Annotated in this window: 6 protein-coding genes; all 6 read left to right on the top strand. The window is 47.6% G+C overall.

The features are described from left to right. Positions 1-8 precede the first annotated feature (8 nt). The 6 genes from Q9R46_RS15925 to Q9R46_RS15900 are packed head-to-tail and all read left to right on the top strand — an operon-like array spanning position 9 to position 24,623. Complete coding sequence (locus Q9R46_RS15925) at positions 9-16,802, top strand: non-ribosomal peptide synthetase/type I polyketide synthase (protein ID WP_311281045.1); 16,794 nt, start codon at positions 9-11, stop codon at positions 16,800-16,802. Then, on the top strand, positions 16,792-20,919 hold the full coding sequence (locus tag Q9R46_RS15920; protein WP_311280697.1) for a beta-ketoacyl synthase N-terminal-like domain-containing protein: 4,128 nt from the start codon (positions 16,792-16,794) through the stop codon (positions 20,917-20,919). Before Q9R46_RS15925 ends, Q9R46_RS15920 begins: the two co-directional genes overlap by 11 nt. Continuing rightward, positions 20,916-21,173 (top strand): acyl carrier protein, encoded by a 258-nt coding sequence (locus tag Q9R46_RS15915; RefSeq protein ID WP_090914993.1) that lies wholly within the window; start codon positions 20,916-20,918, stop codon positions 21,171-21,173. Before Q9R46_RS15920 ends, Q9R46_RS15915 begins: the two co-directional genes overlap by 4 nt. Further along, positions 21,170-22,327, top strand: a complete 1,158-nt coding sequence (locus Q9R46_RS15910) for an acyl-CoA dehydrogenase family protein (RefSeq protein WP_311280696.1) — start codon at positions 21,170-21,172, stop codon at positions 22,325-22,327. Before Q9R46_RS15915 ends, Q9R46_RS15910 begins: the two co-directional genes overlap by 4 nt. Further along, entirely contained in the window at positions 22,324-23,304 is a 981-nt protein-coding gene (locus tag Q9R46_RS15905; RefSeq protein WP_311280695.1) for an ACP S-malonyltransferase, read from the top strand. Before Q9R46_RS15910 ends, Q9R46_RS15905 begins: the two co-directional genes overlap by 4 nt. Further along, positions 23,301-24,623 carry an aspartate aminotransferase family protein gene (locus Q9R46_RS15900; RefSeq protein WP_311280694.1) on the top strand — a complete coding sequence of 441 codons (1,323 nt, stop codon included), beginning with the start codon at positions 23,301-23,303 and terminating at the stop codon, positions 24,621-24,623. Before Q9R46_RS15905 ends, Q9R46_RS15900 begins: the two co-directional genes overlap by 4 nt. Position 24,624 lies beyond the last annotated feature (1 nt).

The raw sequence follows: 24,624 nt of genomic DNA, 5'->3' as shown, positions 1-24,624 counted from the left end.
TGGTCGTGATGGTACGTAAAACCGTGGAACTCTCCGAAACACAAAAGGGAATCTATTTCGATTGCCAAGTGAATGATCCATCTTCTTATAACATCTCAGCTTCGATACAATTAGAAAGGCTTCAACTTGAAGCCTTTCGACGTTCCATTGAATTGCTTATGCATGAACAAGTCGTGCTTCGCACGCATATTGAGATACAACAGGACAGACCGGTTCTGGCGATCCATGATGATCTGGAGTACTCACTGATTTTGCGGGATCTGAGTCAGGCACATCAGGATGGCAGGGAACAACAACTGGAGGAATACATTGAAGAATGTATTCAGGCTCCCTTCATATTGGAGCAGGGCCCTTTATTTCGAATCATGCTTGTACATATGGACGAGAACACGCATGTTCTTACTTTATGTATTCACCATTTAATCTGTGACGGTATGTCTCTGGAACTTTTAAAAAATAAGCTTCTTCATACGTACACCTGCATTCTGCAGGATCTACCTTTGCAAGTAAAACAGGATCAAGGTTTTATCTCTTATATTGAAGCAGAAAACTTGAAGTTACAGGAGAACAAATATAACCGAGAGCGTGAGTTCTGGTTATCCAAAATGAACGGCGCGGAGCCTTTGGCACTGCAACATGACTATCCTGCTGGCGGTTCGCAGACAGGTGTGGGGCACGAGCTGCGTTTTGATATTCCCAAACCGTTGATGGATGCCATTACACAGATGTCAAAGGACCATGAGGTTACTGTATTTATGTTTTTCATGGGTGCATTCAGTATCCTTCTGAATAAGTATGCAGGCAAGGAGGATATCACGTTTGCTTCTCCGTATTCCCATCGTCCGGGTTTTGAACTGGAAGAAACGATAGGCTGTTTTGTACATATGTTGCCCATGCGGTTCCAGATTGACCTCGAAACAAAGTTTGGATCTCTGCTTGAGCAAGTTACTGCAGCCTGGATCGATACGTATAAGCACATTGGCTATCCCAATAACTTAATCGTGAGAGACAGCATGTTACAGGTACAACCAGGTTCACCTTCGGTATTTGATATCTCTTTTGTGTACGACTCATATGAGGAGGATCTACCGGGGAGCCAGCTTGTGGAACAGGATAAGGTCACCTTTCCAGGCGATCTGATGGTTGTATTGAATAGCACACCTCAAGGTACGCAACTGAAATTGCAATATAAACCGACTGTGTTTCGTGCAGACTCTATTGAACGAATGGGTCAGCGTTTCGTATATCTCATGCAACAACTGGTAACAGAGCCAGAGAAGAGCATAGGTGAATACAGTCTGCTGATGCAGGATGAGCAGGAGCAGTTGCTGCAGGATTTTAACCAAACTTCTTATTTTCCCTACACTCCGCAGCATATCATCGATGTTTTCCATACAAAAGTAACAAAGCACCCAGAACGAGTCGCCCTACTCGAAGGTAAAGAAAAACAGACCTATGCACAAGTTAATGCAAAAGCCAATCAATTGGCAAAACAGATCATCGCACGGAAAAAGACCGATAATGAGGCGGTTGGCGTACAAATGCCACGTTCTTCCGATCTGGTCATTGCCTTGCTGGCTGTTCTGAAGGCCGGATGTGCATTTGTTCCGCTAGATCCCTCCTATCCGGTATCCAGAAAAGCCTATATTTTAACCGATGCGAATATATCCACCGTTATTGCCATCCGGCCAGAAGCAGAGGATGACTCGCTTCCGGCTCACTATATCTACACAGAAGATGGGATGGTATACACGGGAGACAGCTCCAATCTCGAAGAGCCTCTAGATCCTTACAGTCTCGCCTACATTATGTACACGTCAGGATCAACGGGCAAACCTAAAGGGGTTATGATTGAAAATCATAGTGTGGTCAATACATTGCTTGATTTGGAACGTCGTTTTCCAGTACAAGCAAGTGATGTGTATATGTTAAAAACAGCGTATACCTTTGATGTATCCTGTACAGAATTGTTTGGTTGGTTTATGGGTGAGGGAGCATTAAGTATTCTGCCGCCAGGCGAGGAGAAGAACCCGGACCAGATATTGACTACAGTAGCTGAACATCAGGTGACTCATATCAACTTTGTGCCGACGCTATTCCGTCTTTTTCTCGAGACGATGGAACTTCGTTCTGATCTCTCAGGACTGGACACGCTGAAATGGGTATTTGTAGGCGGAGAGGCCGTCACACCCGATATCATTAAAAAATTCAACCAACTGAATATACGGGCAAGCCTGGATAATGTATACGGTCCTACGGAATGTACGATATGGGTCTCCCATTATCCATTGAGTACCTATGAAGGGCATGGAAACATACCCATTGGTTCCCCATTGAACGAGTCCAGATGGTATGTGGTTGGAAGCCGGGATGAATTACAGCCTTTGGGTATTCCGGGGGAACTATGTCTAAGCGGTGTAGGTCTTGCAAGAGGATATTTGAACCTGGAGGAAATGACAAGGGAGAAATTCGTTCCTAACCCTTTCTTTGACGAAGAGAAGGACCCTGAGCATTTCAGAATGATGTATCGCACGGGGGACATGGTTCGATCCCTGCCAAGCGGAACGATTGAGTACCTGGGACGCATTGATTTTCAAGTCAAAATTCAGGGTGCCCGGTTAGAGACAGGTGAGATCGAAAATACCCTTTCATCCTACCCGGGAGTCATTCAAACCGTTGTTGTCATGAAATCATCCGAGACAGGGTCCGGCTTACTGTATGCCTACTATCTATCGGAACAGGAATTGCCCGTAGCTGAGTTGAGAGAACATTTGTCCAAATCTCTGCCGGCCTATATGATTCCATCTGTTTTTGTACATAAATCAGAGTTCCCACTCAATAGTAGCGGAAAAATTGATCGCAATGCGCTAATTGCAGATACCACGCATATCCACACTTCAAGTACGGCTTACGTTGCTCCTGCCACGGAATTAGAGCGGCAGATTGCAGCGGTATGGGCAGAAGTGCTCGGTGTGGAGAGGGTCGGAAGAGATGATCATTTCTTCGAACTAGGTGGCAATTCATTTTCCGTTATACAGGCTCATAATCGATTAAAGCATCGTACTGAGGTGGACTTCCCAGTGCCCCGTTTTTTTGAGTGTCCTACACTGCGGCAGTTCGCGGCAATAGGACAGAAACAGGAAGCTGCACAGATACCGATGTTGCGAGAAGAACGTTTTGGGCGGAAAGCGGGTATTCTGCGTGAGGATATTGCCATTGTAGGAATGTCTGTCAATGTACCAGGGGCAGAGGACATTCATACATTCTGGCGTAATCTGATGGCACAAGAGGAGAGCATTCATTTTTACAGTGATGAGGAACTGAGGACACTCGGTGTGGACGAGGCATTGCTGCGTTCCCCTCGTTATGTCAAAGCCAAAGGGCGAGTCAACGGGATTGAGGAGTTTGATGCGGGCTTTTTCGACTATACACCTGGCGAAGTTAAAATGATGTCCCCTCAGTTCAGACTGATGTACCAAGGAATATGGGAAGCGTTCGAGGATGCAGGGTGCAGACCCGATGAAGCAGGCAAAGTCGGCGTGTTCCTCGGTGGATCGGATGACTTTGAATGGTACCGCCAAGTGCTGTTCGGGGATGCGGGATACAGTAGCAAATATGAAGCATTTACACTCAGCACCAATCATTTTTTGGCTACACGCATGGCCTATAAGTTGAACCTTAGAGGTCCTGCTTATACAGCTCTTACGGGATGTTCAACGTCTTTGGTCACTCCGCACCTGGCATGCCAATCTCTAATCGTTGGAGAATGTGATGTGGCTGTGGCTGGTGGAATTACGGTTGAACTGCCGAACGAAGGCGGTTATGTGTACGAGGATGGCATGATGTTTTCCTCGGATGGCCATTGCCGTCCATTTGATGCAGCTGCAAGCGGCACGGTGTTCTCGAATGGGATGGGAATTGTGGTGTTGAAGCGGTTAAGCGATGCATTGCGAGATACAGATCATATTTACGGTGTTATTAAAGGTTCAGCCATTAATAATGACGGTCAGGAGAAGCTTAGCTTCCTTGCGCCAAGTGTAAGTGGTCAGGCGGAAGTCATTCAGGATGCGTATCAGGCAGCCGGAGTTGATCCTGAAACGGTTAGTTACATTGAGGCGCATGGCACAGGCACACTTCTGGGTGATCCGATTGAAGTTGAATCGTTGACACGTGCTTTTGACTCCGAGAAAAAGCAGTTCTGTTATCTTGGCTCAGTAAAAGGCAACGTGGGCCATATGGATACAGCGGCTGGCGTCGTTGGTTTGATTAAGGTTGCACTCAGCCTTGATCAAGGATATATACCGGGTACCGCCAATTATGAACAGCCGAATCCGAAGATTGATTTTGCAAGCACGCCCTTCAAGGTCAACTCGCAGGGGGTGGACTGGAAACCAGGTGAAGCTGGTGTTCTGCGTGCAGGGATTAATTCATTTGGTGTGGGAGGCACAAATGCTCACATGGTATTGGAGGAGGCTCCAAAGATGGACAAGTGCAGTCCGGATGATGATGTCAATGTATTGCTTTTTTCAGCCAAAACAGAGTTCTCGCTGAGCCGCACAGCTGAACAAATTATGGAGCATCTCGCACAGCATCCAGAGCTATCCATCTCGGACGCAGCATGGACATTGCAGACCGGTCGAACAGGTTTTGCTTATCGTAAGGCACTGGTTCTGGATAAAAGCTGGAAAGATGACCCCGAGCAATTGATGCGCCAGCTGGAGAAGGCAAAAACAGTTCATTCGCCGCAAGGTCGGCGCCCGGTTTATTTTATGTTCCCTGGGCAGGGCAGTCAGTATCAGGGCATGGGTGTGGCATTGTACAAATCGACAGAACAGTCTGGCATTGCACCGCTGTTCAAGAAGCATGTACAGCAGATTCTGGATATGCTTCCTGAACAAGAACGGGGAGAGATTCTGTCTGTTGTATACGGTGATCAGCACCCAGAGCGAATTAACCAGACGGAGTACAGCCAATTTGCACTATTTATGACCAGTTATGCTATGGCTCAATCCTTGATCGATATGGGTATCCGGCCAGACGGCATGATCGGACATAGCATCGGAGAACTGACGGCAGCTGTGGTTGCAGGTGTATTTGATCTTGCTGATGCTGTACAGATCGTAAGACTACGGGGACGTTTAATGCAGCAGCAACCGCCAGGTGTCATGCTTGCCATCATGGAGGACTCACAGCTGGTGAAGTCCCAATTGGAAGAAGATATGTGGCTGGCTTTGGTCAACACAACAGGCTCCAGTGTCATTGGCGGGACAGCAGAGGCGATTGACAGAATGGAAGAAAAGGCTGGAAGACTCGGCTGGAAATGCGTTCGTGTGAAAACTTCCCATGCCTTCCATACACCGATGATGAAGGATGCTGCGATGGAATTTGAACACAGTCTGTCGAGTTATTCGTTGCATAGCCCGCAGATTCCATTGCTTTCGAATACAAGCGGAACATGGGCATTGCCGGATGAGATCGTAAGTCCGAACTACTGGGCAAGGCATATTTTAGAGCCAGTGTTGTTTGAAGCAAACTTGGCTGAAATGTTAAAAGAAGAACAAGCGGTATTCATAGAGGTTGGGGCAGGACGGACATTAAGCTCGTTTGTGAGACAGCACATTCAGTCGAAGGAAACACAAACTGTATTGAATATGCTGCGTCACGTTAGAGAAACAGAACCGGACGTGCTGTATACCACCCGCAGAATCGCCGAGTTATGGTGCGAGGGCATTGAGCCGAAGTGGAAGGTATTCAAGGGACAGAACGTGCGCCGCAAATGCTCCTTGCCAACCTATCGTTTTGATAAGCAACATTATCCAATTGGTCAGTCGCTCATGGGTGGTTCAATGTTGGAAGGAAAAAGCGGCAGTCAACATACACCTCAGTCGAGTGAACGATATAACAACACAACCCTTTCCATTGCGGGAGGTTATGCAGGTAGTCTGGAAGCCATGAAACGGGTTGTTCTGGAGGCGTATGAGACGATTTTTGGCATAAATGACCTGGAAGAGCATGTTAATTTCTTCGCCGTTGGTGGAGACTCGCTCAAAGCAGTCAGTTTGTCCGCATCGATCCGCTCTTCCATCGGAATTCAGGCAGAGGTTGCGGATGTGTTTAACCATGCTACACCAGCCCAACTGGCGGAACATCTCTTTGCAATGGTTGAGCCGCAAGTACAGAAGCAGAACATGATTGAGGCTGCACCGATGATGGATGCTTATCCGATCTCGTCTGCGCAGATGCGTATGTTCACTCAATCGATGCTGGATCCGAATAGCACGGCGTATAATTTGCCGTCGGCTACCCTGATCGAAGGAGACCTGGATCATGCCAGAGTAGAGGCTGCATTGGAAAAGCTGGTGCAATGTCATGAAGCACTTCGAACGACGTTTGAAATACGCGGAGATCAAGTGGTGCAGATTGTTCATCCATCCGTTCCTTTGGATTTCAGCTTTACCGAGCAGTATTTAACCGATGCACAAGAGATTTCTGCTTTGATTCAGACGCTGATTCGTCCTTTTGTGCTTCATCAGGCGCCGCTCATGCGGGTGAACCTGATTAGAACAGGAGCGCGCAAGCATCTGTTGTTCTTTGATATCCATCATATTATTGCGGACGGTACTTCGGTTGAGCTGATTACACGTGACTTCAATGCACTGTATTTTGGGGAAGAACGCACTGTCCGGTTACATTACAAAGATTATGCGGTCTGGCAACAGCAGCGTCTTGCCACACAAGAATATCAGCCGCATCAAACATACTGGCTGGAACGTTTGGGTCCAACACTGCCTGAACTGCAGCTTCCGCTTGATCATGACCGTCCATTGCAACGGTCGATGCAAGGTGAACGAGTTCACTTCACGCTGAGCCACTCGTTAACGGAGCGCTTGCACAAGCTGGCTTCATCCACAGAAGTTTCCATGTATATGGTGATGCTAAGTGTATGGAATCTTCTGTTAGCGAGTCGAACAGGTCAGCAGGATATCGTAGTCGGGACTCCTGTAGCCGGTAGGTTACAGGAAGAATGGAAAGAAACCGTCGGAATGTTTGTCAATATGATTGCGATGCGGAATTATCCGGCATCAGATCGTGCGTACACTGCCTTTTTACAAGAGCTGAAACAGCATACACTTGATGCTTTTGCGCATCAGGAGTATCCATTCAATGAGCTTGTAACGCAGCTTGGACTTAAGCGGGAACTGAACCGTAATGCGATCTTTGATGTGTGTTTTGATTATCAGAACATGGAGCTGCATGATCTTGAACTTCATGGACTTCAATTCAGTTCTATTCCTGTGGAGACCGGAGTCTCAACCTATGATCTGTTGCTGACATGTCAGGAAAACAGGGAACAGCAAGTCATCGAAGGATACATTGAATATGCGTTAGACCTGTTCCGGGTGGAAACAGTTGAGTGGTTGATTCAGGACTTCATTGAACTATGTGAGCAGGTTGTGCAACAGCCGGGTGCACCTCTAGGTAAAATGTATGAACGAGTCCAGCATGTTTCGGGAGCTGAGGTTCAGCGGTTAGCGGGACCCATTTTACATTATGATCAGTCCCTGAGCTTGCATCGTTTGTTTGAACTACAGGCAGAGCGTACACCAGACAAGATTGCACTTATTGTTTCTTCGGGCAAGGAACTGACCTACCTTGAGCTTAATGAGCGAGCGAATGCGTTGGCTTGGAAGCTGCTTGATCGAGGGGTACGCAGAGATGAGCCTGTGGGCATATTAACCGGCCGGAATGAAACTCTCATTATTATGTTGATTGCAGTACTTAAAGCGGGTGCAGCCTACCTGCCCATAGATCCGGCATTTCCACCGCAACGTATTCTGGACATGATGCAAGATAGCAAGATGAAGTTGCTACTGTGCACTTCTAATGAGGTCGATGTCGTGGCCTTTGAAGGGGAACGCATCGTTTATGAGCCTGATTTTGCTGACGAACGTTCAGCCATTAATCCGAACGTGGACGTCCTGCCTGCTGACTTGTCTTGTGTCATCTTCACCTCCGGTTCCACCGGAAGGCCTAAAGGGGTGATGATTGCGCATGAAGCGATGGTCAATTTTGTGGAAGACATCAGGCACCGAAACATTTTTGCATATGAAACAGACCGAATGATTAGCGTAACAACGGTGTCTTTTGATATTTTCGGATTTGAAGTGTGGGCACCATTATGTACAGGGTATTCTCTATATTTGGCAGACGAGCAGGAACAGCTTGATCCCGTTCTTGCCGCGCGCCGGATAAGGCAACATGGCGTAACGCATATTCTCAGTACGGTGTCTCGGATCAAAGCGTTTGTTGAAAATTCGGAATTTACCAAGGTACTTCCTCATCTTCGGTGTGTCCTTACCGGTGGAGAAAGTGTTCCGGCAGGACTTCTGACCGATATTAAAAAATATTCATCTGCCCGTGTCTTTAATATGTATGGTCCTACCGAAACGACGATTTGGTCAACGACCAAAGAGCTGCAGGAATCTGGACTCATTACGATTGGCAAACCCATTGCTAATACGGAGCTTTATATCGTGGATGAACAGGGTGAATTCCTGCCTCCCGGAAATTATGGGGAACTCTGCATCGCAGGCCGCGGGGTGGCGCGAGGTTACCTGAACAATATGATGGAAACGACCGCCAAGTTCATTGACAATGCGAAGGTTTTGGGTGGACGGATGTACCGGACAGGAGACATGGCTCGTGTGTTGCAGGACGGGGAGGTTGAACTGGCAGGACGTTTGGATCAACAAGTGAAGATCAGAGGGTACCGGATCGAATTAAACGAGATCGAGCAAATGGCTATGAACTATGAACGCTTAAGAGAAGCCGTCGTAAAGGTCGAAGGAAACCAGCCTGAGCAGTTGCAACTGGTTCTCTACTACAGCTTGAAGCCTGACGTAAGTGGATCGAATATGGAAGAGCAGGACACGTTTCTCAGGTCTTGGCTCAAACAGAGATTGCCACAGTATATGATGCCTTCACGCATCATTCGTCTTGAGAAGTTACCGGTTCTGCCGAATGGCAAACTGAATCGGAATGCCCTTCAATGGACTGACTCTGGCGTAAGTGAAGCGATTGAAGTAATTGAGAAGCCAGCTCCGTCTTTAATTGCGGGTTCCTCTTCCCCAGTGGGAAGAGAACAGACTCGCCAAGAGCTGGAACAGATGCTGGTTGAAACATGGAAAGAGATGCTGAACCGGGAGCATGTCGGAGTACAAGAGCACTTTTTTGATATTGGCGGTAACTCGCTAGGACTGATCTTGATTAATAACCGGTTAAACGCATATCTGGGAAAAAATATCCCTCTTGTGCAGTTGTTTGAACACTCTTCGATTACTTCGCTGGTTGATCATCTGATGTCTGAACAGATGTTAACTTCGGTGGATGTCCCTGTTCAGAACGAACATGAGCAAGAACATGTATCCAAGGAAGTTATCGCGAGCACGAGCATTACGGCCAAACCTGATCCTTTCATAACGCAAGAAAGAGTAATTATGGACAGAGCCGTCCATGAACTAGTGAATGATCAGCGTAGTCGCCAAGAACAGGCAATAAACATCAAAACAAATGCCGATGTGAACAGCAGAAACAGAAGCACTTCCCCATCGGATATCGCTGTTATAGGTATGGCCGGACATTTTCCCGGATCGAAGAATATAGAGGAGTTCTGGGACAATCTGATGGCAGGAAAGGATGGTATTACCCGACTGACTGAAGAAGAATTAGCGGCAGCCGGAGTGCGACCGGAAGAGTACAAACATCCTGAATATGTGCGAGCCAAAGGCGTTTTGCAAGATACCGAATTTTTTGATTCTGGATTTTTCGAATACCCGTACCAGGAGTCCAATATGATGGATCCGCAGATTCGGCTGCTTCATCAGTGCTCCTGGGAGGCACTTGAACATGCAGGCTGTGATCCATATCGGTACTCAGGCTCCATCGGTTTATTTGCCGGAAGCGGATTGAGTTTGCCTTGGATGGTGCAATTCCTGGGTCGTTCAGGTGATCTGTTGCAAGCTTTTGAAGCGATGACGCTGAATGAGAAGGATTATATTACGACACGTATATCTCACAAGCTGAATCTAAGAGGGCCAAGTATGGCTGTGCAGACGGCATGCTCGACCTCGCTCGTCGCGATTCATCAGGCAGCAGAATCACTGATCCGGGGAGAATGTGACGTGGCTCTCGCAGGGGGAGTGTCTATCTCTTATCCGCTCAAAGAAGGGTATCACTGGCATGAAGGCATGATCTATTCCAAGGACGGGCATTGCAGGGCGTTCGACGAACAGGCCTCAGGTACGGTTTCCGGAAACGGGTGCGGCATGGTTGTGCTGAAGCCGCTTTCCGATGCTTTGCGCGATGGGGATCAGGTCTTTGCCGTGATCAAAGGCTCGGCGATTAACAATGATGGATTGGATAAAATCGGATATACTGCGCCAAGTGTTACCGGACAGGTGAAGGTCATTCAAACCGCACTTGACCGCTCGGGGGTGTCTCCACAGGAAATCAATTATGTGGAGGCACATGGGACAGGCACCAAGCTTGGTGATCCCATCGAGATCGAAGCGCTTAGACAGTCATGGGGAACGGATAAACGTAATTATTGCGCCCTCGGTTCGGTCAAAGCAAACATCGGTCATCTGGACGCTGCAGCGGGCGTTGCCGGATTTATCAAAACCGTTCTAACGTTGCATCACCGAACCGTTCCGCCGCAGATTTATATGGAAAGAAGCAATCCTATGCTGGAACTGGAACGCAGTCCTTTCTACATTAATCAGGAGCCGCAACACTTCAAAGATCAGGAGCAGGTTTTGCGCGCAGCGGTAAGTTCCTTCGGGATTGGCGGCACGAATGCTCACATTATTTTGGAGCAACCGCCTGTACGAGAGAGTCAAAGTGTGTATCAGCCTGTACACTTACTTCCGTTCTCGGCCAAGAGCGAATCCGCTCTGGATCGCACGTATCATTCAGTTTTACAAGCACTCGAAAAAATGCCGGAACAGGTGCCAAGCGCTGCTTGGACTTTGCAAGAGGGAAGAAGCCGATTTAACCATCGTAAAGCTCTTGTCGTTGTGGATGGCTACGTTCCTTCGCAAGATCAGGCGGAGGAACATGAAGCACAAGCGAGTGTGAACCAGGGGAATAAGCCTAAAGTAATGTTCTACATCCTCGGGGATGTTTTATGGGAACCACACGTGATTCGTGAACTTTATGCTTCCAGGTATCGCAGTCTAGTGTCTGAACGATTCAGGCAACACTTTGAAGAAGTACTGAACGTTTTTGAATCCAAGGAACAGTATGCAATTCGTCAAAGTATAGGCAGGCCGATTCGGGATTCACGCCTGAAATTCATGTATTGCTTTGTGGTGCAGTACGCTCTGTTTGCAACGTTGGTTGAGTCAGGGGTTAAACCGGATGGAATCTGTGGAGAAGGTGTCGGTGAACTGGTCAGACAGGTCATTAGCAATACGCTTGAGTTAGCTCATGCGGTGCGTCTGTTATATAGCCATGAAGATTGGCAGACCCAAGAAGGTGCCTTGTCTGAGGAAATGAGTACGATCGGCACGTCGAGGAATCTTGTACAATCTGCGGAAAAGATACTTTGGGTTACAGCCTGTCCGCTACAGAACGGAGAGCTTGTTGACAACGATATATGGAAGGATGCACAGGTGATCTCTCTTACGGGAGACCGTTCCAGCTCGCTTGAAGCCGATATCTATTTCATGAAATCACTAGGATATTGCTGGTGCAGAGGTATTGAACTGAATTGGGCACACATTAACGGACAGAGCACTGGGCAAAAGATATCTCTCCCGACTTATTCGTTCGATCCAATCGTTCATAAGCATGATGTCCCGCTATACCTGCTTGCGGGTGTGCCTCAGACTGCGGCTTCTCAGACTTCATTACCAGCACAGGGGAACACAGGCAAGAGTAGGGTCCGTTTGAGTGTGCATGAAATATACGACACCACTGCTCAGCTCTGGCAAGAGTTGCTTGGCTGTGAATCAGCGAACTCCGAGGATGATTTCTTCCAGCTTGGTGGACATTCCCTAAAGGCTATCACTCTGGCGTCCCGGGTCAAGGAAACATTCGGAGTTGCTATGGGACTAGAGGATGTCTTCGATTATTCCGTCCTTGCCCGTATGGTTGCATGGATTGATCAGCAACAAGAAACAGGATTGGATCATTCGGGATCAGTAGACAGCATTTTACCAGCAGCATACAAAGACCGATACAAGACCACTTCTGCGCAACGAAGAATGTTCGTGGTACATGAATGGATGCAAGGCCAGAGCACAGCATACAATCTCGCAAGTTCGTACCGGTTGCGGGGAGAGCTGGATACGGCACATTTTGCAGCGGTGATGGATGCTCTCGTGCAGCGGCATGAGGCGTTTCGTACGCGATTTGAAATGCTGGAAGGCGAACTGTATCAGGTCATTGAGGATCAGGTTCCAAGTGTGGTGGAGTTGCTGGAACTTGAAAAAGAAGAGCCGGAGCAGCAATTGATGCAATGGACACAACCATTTGATCTGACCCAAGCACCACTGGTTCGTGTAAAACTTGCCCGCCTGTCCGATGACGAACATATTCTGTTCATAGATATGCATCATATTATTTCTGATCAGAGTTCCATCGCGATTCTTATGCAAGAGTTTGCCCGGTTATATAGTGGAGAATCTTTAGAATCATTCTCGATTCAGTATAAGGACTATGCTGAATGGCTTGATCAATCTACATCAAACGGGCATGTTGCCGACGATGAGGCGTTTTGGCTTGAAGAATTCAAGGATGTGCCTGCGTCTGTCGAATTGCTTACAGATTTCCCGAGACGTGGAGAATTCTCTAACCAAGGGGGCAGAATTAGCAGTGAGCTTGGAGAACAGTTAAGTGAACAGATTAATGATTTTTGTGCAAAACAGGGGCTTACTCCTTACATGTTGTTCATGGCGGCTTTAAATGTGTTGATCTCGAAATATACGGGACAGCATGATCTGGTCGTGGGTACAGCTGTAGCCGGAAGAGAGAAGCCAGAACTGAATCACGTCATGGGTATGTTTGTAAACATGCTCGCCATTCGTACAATATTAGACAAGGATCAGCCTGTTGAGCTTTACCTGAACGAAATTCGTGGCAAGCTGTTATCCTGCTATGAACATCAACAATATCCTTATGAAGCGTTGGTCGAGAAGCTTGGCCTGATGGGTGATGGGAGCCGTAATCCACTTTTCGATATTGTTCTTAATTACATTAATATGGGTACGGATGAGCTTGAAGCAGGGACACTACAAGTTGAGTCCTGGATGGATGGCAAGGTGGACGCCAAGTTTGATCAGACCTGGACGGTCGTTGAACACCACCAACAGTATACGCTTGAACTGGAATATCGTTCTGATTTGTTCCACGCACGATCCATGGAAATGATGATGGACAAGTTCCGGTACGTCTTAACTCAGATGGTCACAGGGGAGGTTGAGAAGGTTCGTCAGATCAAGCTTACTGTGCCTGAAGAGGATGAATGGCTGTTGTTCGGTGTCAACGACAATCACATGGACTATCCGCGGGAAGCAACGATTCCCGAGTTGTTTGAGGAACAGGTTCAATTATATCCACAGAAGACTGCCTTGGTGTGGGGGAACGAGGAGTGGAGTTATGCTGATGTGTATGCACAGGTTCAGAAGCTTGCATCTCGCATACTCGGACAAGACGTGGCATCAGGCTCAAGTATTGCTTTGATCCTGGACCGCGGACCGATCCAGATGATCAGTATCCTTGCTACACTAACAACAGGTTGTCAATATGTACCAATTGATCCGGCATCACCGCCAGCTCGCATTGAGTTTATTTTACAAGATTGCAATGCGTCTATACTCTTGACCGAAGAGTCGTATGCCTCGGCATGGAAATCAGCGGTTCCACGTGTCATGATTCCGTCTGTAGAACTGGGTGCGTTTATTTCAGGAGAGTCTGTAGAGCCTATAGTCCAGCAGATAAAGAATGTTGCAGTCGATCCGGCATATATCATCTATACGTCAGGCTCGACCGGAACGCCAAAAGGTACGGTAATGAGTCACCGTAATGTCATTAAAGTGATGAAGAAAAGCAATTTCGTGACGGTGGTGCCTGAGGACCGGGTATTACAAGTTTCCAATTATGCGTTTGACGGTTCGATCTTTGATATTTTTGCTTCCTTAATTAATGGGGCTACCCTGGTACTTATTCCAAAAGAGATCATTCTCGATATGGCACGTCTGGCGGCAGTGATTCGTCAGCAGCAAATATCTGTATTTTTCATTACAACCTCGTTGTTTAATATGCTGGTGGATTGGGATGCAGCATGCCTGAAGCATGTTCGCAGAGTGATGTTTGGGGGCGAAGCGGCATCCGTGAGCCACGCAAATAAAGCAATGGCATGTGTCGGACCAGGCGTACTGTTAAATGGATACGGACCGACGGAAGCGACTTTCTTTGCCTCCTATTATTTACTGGAGCAAACAGAGCCTTATACCGACTCTCTGCCTATAGGTTATCCGTTGTCCAATACAGCTCTATATGTTCTGGATGAGGATATGAATCCTGTTCCTGCCAATGTGCCAGGCGAATTATATATTAGCGGGGATGCGGTAGGCATTGGATATTTGAACCGGGAAGAGCTGACCTCAAAACATTTTATAGCTGATCCTTTCCGCAAAGGCGAACGGATGTACCGGACGGGCGATATCGTCAAGCGTCTGCATGATGGCAGATTGATCTTTATTGAAAGATCTGATTTTCAAGTGAAAATCAGGGGCTTCCGAATTGAGTTATCGGAGATCCACAATTGTTTGGAGCAGCTTCCGGGAATCAGGGATGCTTTTGTGATGACAGCTACAGATGCTTCTGGAAGTTTATATGTCACTGCATTTTATACATGTGAAGCCAGCGCTGCACGAACGGTTGATGATGTCCGAACGGAGTTGCACAAGCGACTACCGGAATATATGGTGCCTGCACAGATCTGGCGAATGGATTATCTGCCTATTAATGCTAACGGCAAGGTGGATCGGAAGGCTTTAGCCGATCTGGCAGAAGCACAGTCCGTTCCTACAGCGACAGATTCTGTTCTGACGGAGATAGAGCGAAAAATCCTTGTAGCGATGAGAAAGGTACTGAGTAATCCTAGTTTTGGCGTAACCGATCATTTCTTCCATAACGGTGGACATTCACTTAAAGGTATCGCACTTACGCAAATTTTGTCAAAAGAAGGAATTGCCATCAGTGTGAGCGAATTATTCCAATATCCTACAGTTAGAGCGTTAGCGAATTCGGTGGAGGCAGTGAACTCCCCATCCATTTTATTCGAAGAAAGCCTGCAAATTCAGTCCCCTATCGTAGTTCCCCAAGACATTTCACTTCATGAGAAACAACTGGACAGCCTGGTATTACATGTCTTGAATAATTGTAATCAGGTTTCAAGTTTCATGGCGGGAACACCTGTTATCGGTCGCTTCCCACTATCTCCAATTCAAAGAGCACATGCTTCTACAACTGCACGAGCAAGCGGTTTTACAACCATATTGGAGGGGAATTTAAATGAATTGACTGTGAAAAGATTGATTCTCGGGGTCATTGCCCGTCATCAGTTGCTACACAGCATTATATATGAGGAGGACACGTTACAGTGGCATCAGTGTGATCTATCATTGGCAGCAGATATGCTACAACAACTCATTCCATATCTTGATGTTCGTCACTACGCCCTTGATACGCTGGAAAAAATAGAGCACCGACTGATTCAGTCGCTATTACACAAGCAGCATACACTTGATGGATTGCCATGGCGTCTATGTATTCTGCGAACAGGAGCTAGTAAGCACAAACTGATTTGGAGTTTCGATCACCTTGCCTTTGATGGCATGAGCGCCGAGATCATTAAGCAACAACTTGAGTCGGCAATTGCCCGTAATCAGCAACATGGAATGATCGATACAGAAGGTCCATTGGAGATACGCAAATATGAGGATTATGTAAACATGCTGTCTCGGGGGCCTGTTAACATCACTGAGCATGAACTCGAGGAGCGGTATTCCATTCAGGCTTGGCATCATGCTAACCGTAGCGTTATGAAAGAACTGTTAATCACCGCAGGCGGCTCAGCGCCTTCAGCGATGACGGTTGAAATACCGCGTACGGATATTACAGACCAAGATCTTAATGAGTCCTGGTGGAACTATTTCAAATCCTTTGCCGGCATTATCGCATCTTATCTGAATACGAAAGAGTTGCCTGTTGCGCTTGTTCATTACGGACGAGAGTATGGACAAGAAACGTATTATGATCACGTAGGTGAATTCCTCGACCTGATTCCGATTCTTGTGCATGCCGATTTTGCTCAGGAAGATCTGATGCAACACCTGGATTTCACAAAACGACACAGCATTAACTTTATGGCACTGACAGATGACTCGGTCATGAAATCCCCATATGTAAAAATTCAAAAACAATTGGCTACAGCCTACAGACAGACGGGTCAGGAGCCAAGGAAACTTATTTTGTTCAACTTCCAGGGTTTTATCTCCAACGAGGAGACCATTCCAGAGTTGGAACAGATCTATGACTCAGGTTCTAATCCGAGCCTCGCATACATGGAATGGGTGATTCGATACGATGAAAACTCTGTGTACGTGCACCTGGGGTGTCATACAGGTCTGGATACGGAGCGCTTAAAACAGCAGATTGAGGAGCAATTCGGCAGTTACGAGAATGTAAAAGTGAAAGTTCATAATGAGGCAGCGGAGGTGCAACATGTCCAGTAAATCCATACAACGAGGGCCGGAGTTGATTGTGCCGGAGCATTATGCAACAGTTGCTGAACTTCTTATGTATATCGCTGACAAACATCCGGATAAGGGAATCACTTATATCAGTTCATCCGGCGAAGAACAGTTTGAATCGTATCCTGAGCTGCTGAAGCAAGGACGTCTGTATCTTCAAGGGCTACTTGAGAGCGGGTTAACTAAGGGACAAGTCGTTATATTGGAGATTGATCATTCACAGCAGTTTTATCGTACATTTTGGGCTTGTATCCTGGGCGGCATTATTGTCGCCCCGGTCAGTCCTCCTGCCTCATGGGAGCCGGGTTCAGCTGGTCTGGAGAAATTCACGAAAATATGGGGAATCCTCGGGAAACCTGTGGTAGTCGTAGAAGAAGCATTTTTGCCAAAATACGAACAGATTGCGGAGAGTCCGATTTTTGAGGGATTGAACTGCATTAGCGTCAGCAAGCTTCAGACAAGTTATAAACTTGCCGAAATAAGTCTGACTGCTCCTGAAGAGGTCGTTTTTCTACAGTTTTCGTCAGGAAGTACGGGTATCCCTAAGGGGGTACAGTTAACCAATCGTAATATTATTGCGAACAGTATTGCATGCAAGACCTTCCTAGGTGCTGAAGAAGGAGATAACGTGTTTACCTGGCTACCTCATACGCATGACATGGGAATGTTCGGGCAACACCTAACAACTGTACTAAGCGCTGCTAATTTAATGGTTATGTCCCCGTATACCTTTGTACGATCACCTTACTTGTTCCTGCGCAAAATTACGGAACATCAAGGAAAATGGTTTTGTTGCACAAACTTTGGCTTTGAATGGATGGTTCAAAAGATCCCTGATTCCAAACTGGCTTCGCTTGATTTGTCTTCGCTACGCATGGCCTTAAACGGTGCCGAGCCCATATCAACCAAAGTCATTGAACGATTTGCTCAAAAATTCAGTGCCTGTGGTTACCGCACGAATATGATGTTTCCTGCTTACGGCATGGCTGAGGCAACTGTGGGTGTGTGTACCTGGAGGTTGAAAGAGGAGCCGCGCATCGAACAAATATCACGTAAAGCGCTTGTGCAACAAGGAAAAGCGATTCCGGTGGATGCCGCTGTTCATGATCCGGCAGATCTGATTGAGTTTGTGCATGAAGGTTATCCGATGACGGGAATCCAGATTCGAATAGCCGATGAGTACGGCGAAGTTGTCGATGAGCGCACGGTGGGTGAAATCCAGATTCGCGGGGAATCGGTAACCTCCGGATATTACAATCTGCCAGAAGTCAATCGGGAGCTATTCGTGGACGGATGGCTGAAGACGGGGGATCTCGGTTTTATGGCGGAAGGTTCCCTGGTTGTAAGCGGACGAATCAAGGATATCGTCTTTATCCGTGGTCAAAATCATTACGCACATGATTTGGAAGAAATTTTATATCAAAATGGCAATATTCCAAGAGGCAATCTAACGGTCGTGGGACATTTCAACAACATGTCCCAAACAGAAGAGCTGCTTGTATTTGTGAAATTCAAATCGAGTACACCGCTGTTCCTGGAAATAAGGCAGGACTTAATCGATCGGATGAGAGCTGGTCTAGGAATTGAGATTACTCATGTTCTTCCGATTAAGGTTATCCCGAAAACGACCAGTGGCAAAGTACAACGTTTTATGCTGAGAAACGAGTATGAGAGCGGTGCATTCAACAAGGATATCGAAACCATTGAAGCCATGCTTCTTCAAAACCAGTCACAGTCCATTGCGGAGAGCGTTCATCCGTTAACTTTGGAGCGGACTGTGCGTGGGGCTTGGGCTGAGGTTTTACAGTTACCTGTGGGGAAAGTAGCGACGGATATTCCGTTTCTGGCACTAGGGGGGAACTCCATTCTTGCCTACCAATTACTTGATAAGCTGTCTGCACACATGGGACGTGAACTGGGACAGGAAGTACTCGTCTTTGGCAGAACGGTACAGGAAATGGTCGAGTATCTTCAGGAACTTCCTGAAGAGAACAGGTCACTCAAAAATGAAATACGCCTGGATAATCAGTTGAATGTACACCGAGCGATTGCAATAACAGGTTTGTCCCTTCGTCTTCCTGATGCAGATACACAAGAGGAGTTCTGGAGCAATCTCGTTCTAGGATTGGACAGTGTGGATCAGGTGAGTCCGGAACGAGCTGTACGCTCCAAACGGCCGGACTGGGATGATTGGATTGGCGAACTAAAGCACCCGGATACCTTTGACCATGAATTTTTCGAGATTCCATCGGAACAAGCTACATTTATGGATCCGCAGCATCGAAAATTGCTGGAGGTTGCCTATGAGGCGCTCGAGGATGCAGGCATGATCGTGGATCAGGAGGATAAACGAGATGTTGGTGTATATGTTGGAGTCAATCCCAGTTCCTACTTTGATCTCGTTGTGGACTACATGAATCGTAGCAAGGGATTCGAGGTGCACTCCCATGCGATGGTTGGCAATATGTCCAATATTGCAGCGGCATCCATCTCACACCTGTACAATTTCACGGGCCCGGCGCTGGCCATTGATACTGCTTGTTCTTCCTTTCTCGTCGCCTTGACGCAAGCAGTGGCAGCGATTCAGGACAAACGTATCTCTGGCGCAGTTGTAGGCGGAGCGAGCATTTTGGCAACACCTCATGTGCATCAGTTATCACGTAATGCAGGAATCTGTTCATCTACAAAACACACCAAAGTATTCGATCAGGAGGCGGACGGTTCGGTTATTGGAGAGGGTGCAGTAGTTGTATACCTGGAGCCGCTAACAGAGGCAGTTCGCGCGAATAAACATATCTATGGCGTGATCCGTGGCACAGCGGTAAATAACGATGGGTACTCTTTAGGTATTATGGCACCTAATCCTCAGGGGCAATATGAAGTGCTACGAGCTGCATATAACGATGCCAATCTGAATCCAAAAGAAATCTCGTATATCGAGGCGCATGGATCAGGAACCAGAATTGGAGATCCGATTGAGGTCAATGCGTTACTCCGTTTGTTTCAGGAGAAGGGATACGGCGAAGGCACCTCTATCGGTCTAGGCTCGGTCAAAACCAATATAGGACATTTATTCGCAGCATCCAGCGGAGCTAGTCTGGCTAAAGTTTTGCTTAGTATGCAGCACAAGGAGCTTGCCCCAAGTCTGCATATGAATAGCCCTAATCCAGCTCTTCGTCTGGAACAGTCTCCTTTTTATATTGTTAATGAGCATAAAGACTGGACGGTACCCGAAGGGAAAACACGTAAAGCGGGTATCAGTTCATTTGGTCTTGGCGGCACGAATGCCCATATTGTGCTGGAGGAGTGGAACGCACCAGCAGTTTGGGGACAGGACTCGGAACGGGATCAATTGTTAACCTTCTCTGCCAAGTCAGAGCAGGCGTTGCAGAAGCTGATTCATAACACCAAACACTATATTGAAGAACATCAGGATCTGCAATTGACAGATCTGTGCTTCACGCGGAACAGGTATCGAAAACATTATCGTTACCGTGCGGCTGTCACAGTAAATGGCATCCGAGAGTGGAGCCAGGAAAGTATGGAATTTGGCTTCAAAACAAGAAGCCGGGCCGCCCGTGTCAACATCATTGTTGGGGGAAATAAGTGGGATCTGGCTGGTCGGGAGTATTGGGTGAACCTGCTCAAATCCCTCATGCGTGTCGTACCTTCCATCCAGGAGATTCGTGGCATTGACGGCGGAGAACAAATGGTATCCCAGCTCCAGATGAAGGATAAGGCGGATTCCACCCAGACTCCAGATAAGCAGACAATCAAAATAACATCCGGAAGTATTCAGGATACAAGCTGCCCGATGGCGAGTGCAGATATTGTTGTGATGCTGGCTACTTGGGATGGGGTCGAACCTGCAGGAGCTACAGGCAAAGAGAGTTATATCCACTTGTCTGCAGCGACAACGCTTACTATGGAAAAACAATTAGCCTTGTTGCTGGGACAGCTCTACGTGCGTGGTGCTTCACTGGATTGGGAACAGTTGCATCCCGACGGAACGGGCCGGATCGTGCATTTACCAGCACATCCATTCGAGCCGCATGTACATTGGGTAGAGGTGAATCAGGGAACGGAGGTCTTGATATGACAAGAGAAGAGATTGAAGGGTTTATTAAAGGCGAAATCGCTGCCGCACTGAAACAGGAACCTGATGAGATTGATGAAGAAACGAATTTCTTGAAAATAGGGGTTTCTTCTGTTCAGGCACTCAAAATTATAAATCGTACACGTAAACATCTGCAGGTGGATATTAGTCCTGTAGCGTTGTTTGAATACAAGACGATTGCAGAATTCGCTTCGTATCTTCATGAATCGCTTCTTCAAGGGGAGGCAGTCGAATGATTGAACTGGATTCGAAACAGGAGCAAGAGATTCTCCATGAAGCCGAGTTGTTTGCTACACGTGAGATTCGCCCTTATGCCCGGCAAATTCAGGAGCAACAGTTTATCCCCCGTCCGTTAATTCATGCTATGGCCGAAAGAGGGTATTTAGCTGCATCGATTCCACATGAGTATGGAGGAATGGGTCTTGGCCCTAAAGCATACGGACTGTTAACGGAAGTGTTTGGTAAAGCACTTCCGGCCGTTCGAAGCTTATTGACGGTACATACTTCACTGGTGAGCGAAACTTTGGTGCGTTTCGGATCGCCAGATCAAAAGTCGTCGTGGCTACCCAAGTTGGTCCGTGGAGAATGGATCGGAGCGTTTGGACTGACAGAGCCCGAGGTTGGGTCGGATGCCAAAAACGTAAAGACAACTTGGCGGGAAGAAGCGGACTGTTATGTACTTAATGGAAAGAAAAAGTGGATTACCTTTGGAGACATAGCGGATGTGTTCATTATTGTTGCCTCGCAAGAGGGGAGGAGTACAGCATTCTGGGTTGAACGCCAGTTTGACGGTGTTCAGACGCAAGCCATCGAGGGTGTAATGGTTGGCGGCGAAACAGGAATTGCTGAAATTGATCTTGATGAAGTTCGTGTGCCCAAAAGCCATCTGATTGGGCGAATGCACGAAGGCTTTGAGTACATCGTAAGTAGTGCGCTTGATCAGGGCAGATATAGCATCGCTTGGGCGGGACTCGCTATAGCGCAGGAGGCTCTTGACTCCATGGTGACCTATTCACGCAAGCGAAAGCAATTTGAGCAGAAACTCAGTCATTTCCAGCTCATCCGCGGCATGATTGGTGATGCAGTAACGAAAGTCCATGCAGCAAGGGCACTATGTTTGCGGGCAGCCGAGCTTAGAGAAGCCAAGGACCCGCAGGCTGTCATGGAAACAACGATTGCTAAATATTTTACATCCAAAATTGCAGTAGAAGTGGCAAATGATGCGCTCCAGGTTCACGGAGCCAATGGAATCAGCAGTGAATATCCGGTGTCCAGACTGTACAAGGAGGCTAAGATCCTGGAGATTATTGAAGGCTCCTCCCAGATGCAGCAGGAGATGATCTCACACTATGGGCTTAAAACCTATTACAAGCGTGGCGGTGGGCTATGAAGATCTGCGCATTATTTCCAGGGCAAGGTAGCCAATATATCGGAATGTGCAGTGATCTCTTAGAGAGAGAAACGGAAGTCCGGTTGATTTTTGCCGAAGCGAGTGAGGTTATTGGGTTTGATCTCAGAGATTTGATTCTGGCCGGCTCCCTGGAGCAACTGACACAGTCCGAATATGCTCAGCCCGCTGTACTTACAGCAAGTTATGCGTTGTTTGATTCCTTCGTTCGCCGGACTGGAATGAATCCAGATTATGCGATTGGTCACAGCCTGGGAGAGATCACTGCTTTGGTGGCTGCTGGTGCATTAAAGTTTGCAGATGCAGTCCGCTTCGCGGCTTCACGGGGGGCATTGATGCATCGTGCAATACAGGAGCAGAAGGGCAGAGCGGGAATTGTCGTTGATATGGGCCAAGCGGAACTCGAAAACATCGTTGCCAATATTCGAGAGGTTCATTACGTGACGATCTCAGGGTATAACTCACCTAACCAATTCGTTGTTGCAGGTGAGGCGGGAGGTTTGCGTTTGCTGGATGATCTCGTGGACCAAGCTGGAGGGGAATTTATTCCCTTCCGCATGATGCCTATGAAAGCAGATGCGCCCTATCATAGTGAACTGATGCAATTTATCCTGCCTGAGATGGAAGCGATGGTATCTAAGCTTTCCTTTTCCGAACCTGCATTTGCGATATGTTCCACAGTGAACGGAGAGTTCATCCGAGCAGCAGAGGATATCCCAAGGTTACTGACAGCTCAGCTGTTACAGCCGATTCACTGGATTCAGGCTTTAGCGCAAATAGGGCGGTTGGGTGCGAACATTTGGATGGATGTCGGCCCAGGCCAGAGTGTAAAAAATATGATTGCCGAGTACGACACCTCAATTACTGCCTATTCGCTGGATGATTCGCAGGATCAGTCGAAGCTTCTGGCAATGTATGCGGCAGGGATTCAAACATACCGGGGAGGCGAAGCGCGATGATTACTACAAATATGATGGCGTATAACCAGCGAGTGAAACAACACCTTCCTGGCGGTGTGCACTATAATTTCCACCTTCCCTGGGAGGAGACACCGCTACACTTTGCCCATGCTTCCCGAAGCAGGGTAACCGATATGAACGGCCGTGAGTATCTGGATCTCTATGCTCGCTTTGGTGCACTTATAGTAGGGCACGGTAACGAGGAATATAACGAATGCCTGAAGGATACGATTGATCGTGTTCTGTCGGTAAGCCATTGTGATCTGGACGCTGAGGCATTGGAGTTAATCCACCAATATGTACCTTCGGCTGAGATGATTCGGTTTGGATTATCGGGTACAGAAATTGTGCAAAATGCACTGCGCCTTGCCCGCGCCTGGACAGGCAAAAATCGCTTTGTTCGTTTTGAAGGTCATTATCATGGCAATTCAGATAACATTATGGGCGGTAAAACGCCCCGGACAGGATTGCCCGTACCTTCGGACTACCCTGGCGACATGAAGGGAACGCAGGGAAGGGCAAGGGATGTTATGGAGTCCCAATCCTATCTGCTACCTTGGAATGATGCTGCCCGTTTGGAAGAATTGTTTGTTGAACATGGTGATGACATTGCTGCTGTAATCATGGAGCCGGTATGTGTTAACGGAGGCGGAGTCATGCCGGCTCCAGGTTATCTGCAGAAGGTCAGACAACTGTGTGATCATCATCAGGTTGTGCTTATTTTTGACGAGATCATTACAGGGTTTCGTATGGGACTTGGCGGGGCTCAGCAGATGTTTGGTGTTACGCCTGACCTGACCACGCTGGGCAAAGCGATTGCTGGCGGCGGTGTTCCCGTGTCTGCTCTAGTTGGCCGAGCCGATATCATGAAGCTGCTGGTAGACAAAAAAGTGATTCATGCGGGAACGTTTAACGGTTATCCATTAGGCACAGCCGCGGTGAAAGCAACGCTCGAAATGTTGGGCCGCAACGGAGGAGAAGCCATGAATCGTATGAATCTTCACGCCGAGATGATTCATGACATTCTCACAAGGGAAGCAACGAAGGCAGGGCTACCCCTTGTTGTTCAAGGTCCGGCGGGTTGCGCTTCCTATCATTGCTGCACCGAAGAGCTTAGCAGTACGGCCGATTATACGTTCGAATTGATGTCCTTTGATATTTTGTTGAATGGCAAGCTCACGGAACATGGCATTCTTGTATCGACACTCTCTCGCATGTATCCGAACATTATGCTGGACATGAAGGATGTGGCCTGGTTCAGTGAGCGTGTGCCTGCGGCGATTGCGGAGATGAAAGAGCTCTACGATGAACTTGTATAAG

The sequence above is a fragment of the Paenibacillus sp. RRE4 genome, from assembly GCF_031844205.1.
Classification (GTDB): domain Bacteria; phylum Bacillota; class Bacilli; order Paenibacillales; family Paenibacillaceae; genus Paenibacillus; species Paenibacillus xylanexedens_B.
Note: the sequence above shows the minus strand (reverse complement) of the source record. Positions and strands in the feature narration are given on the sequence as shown.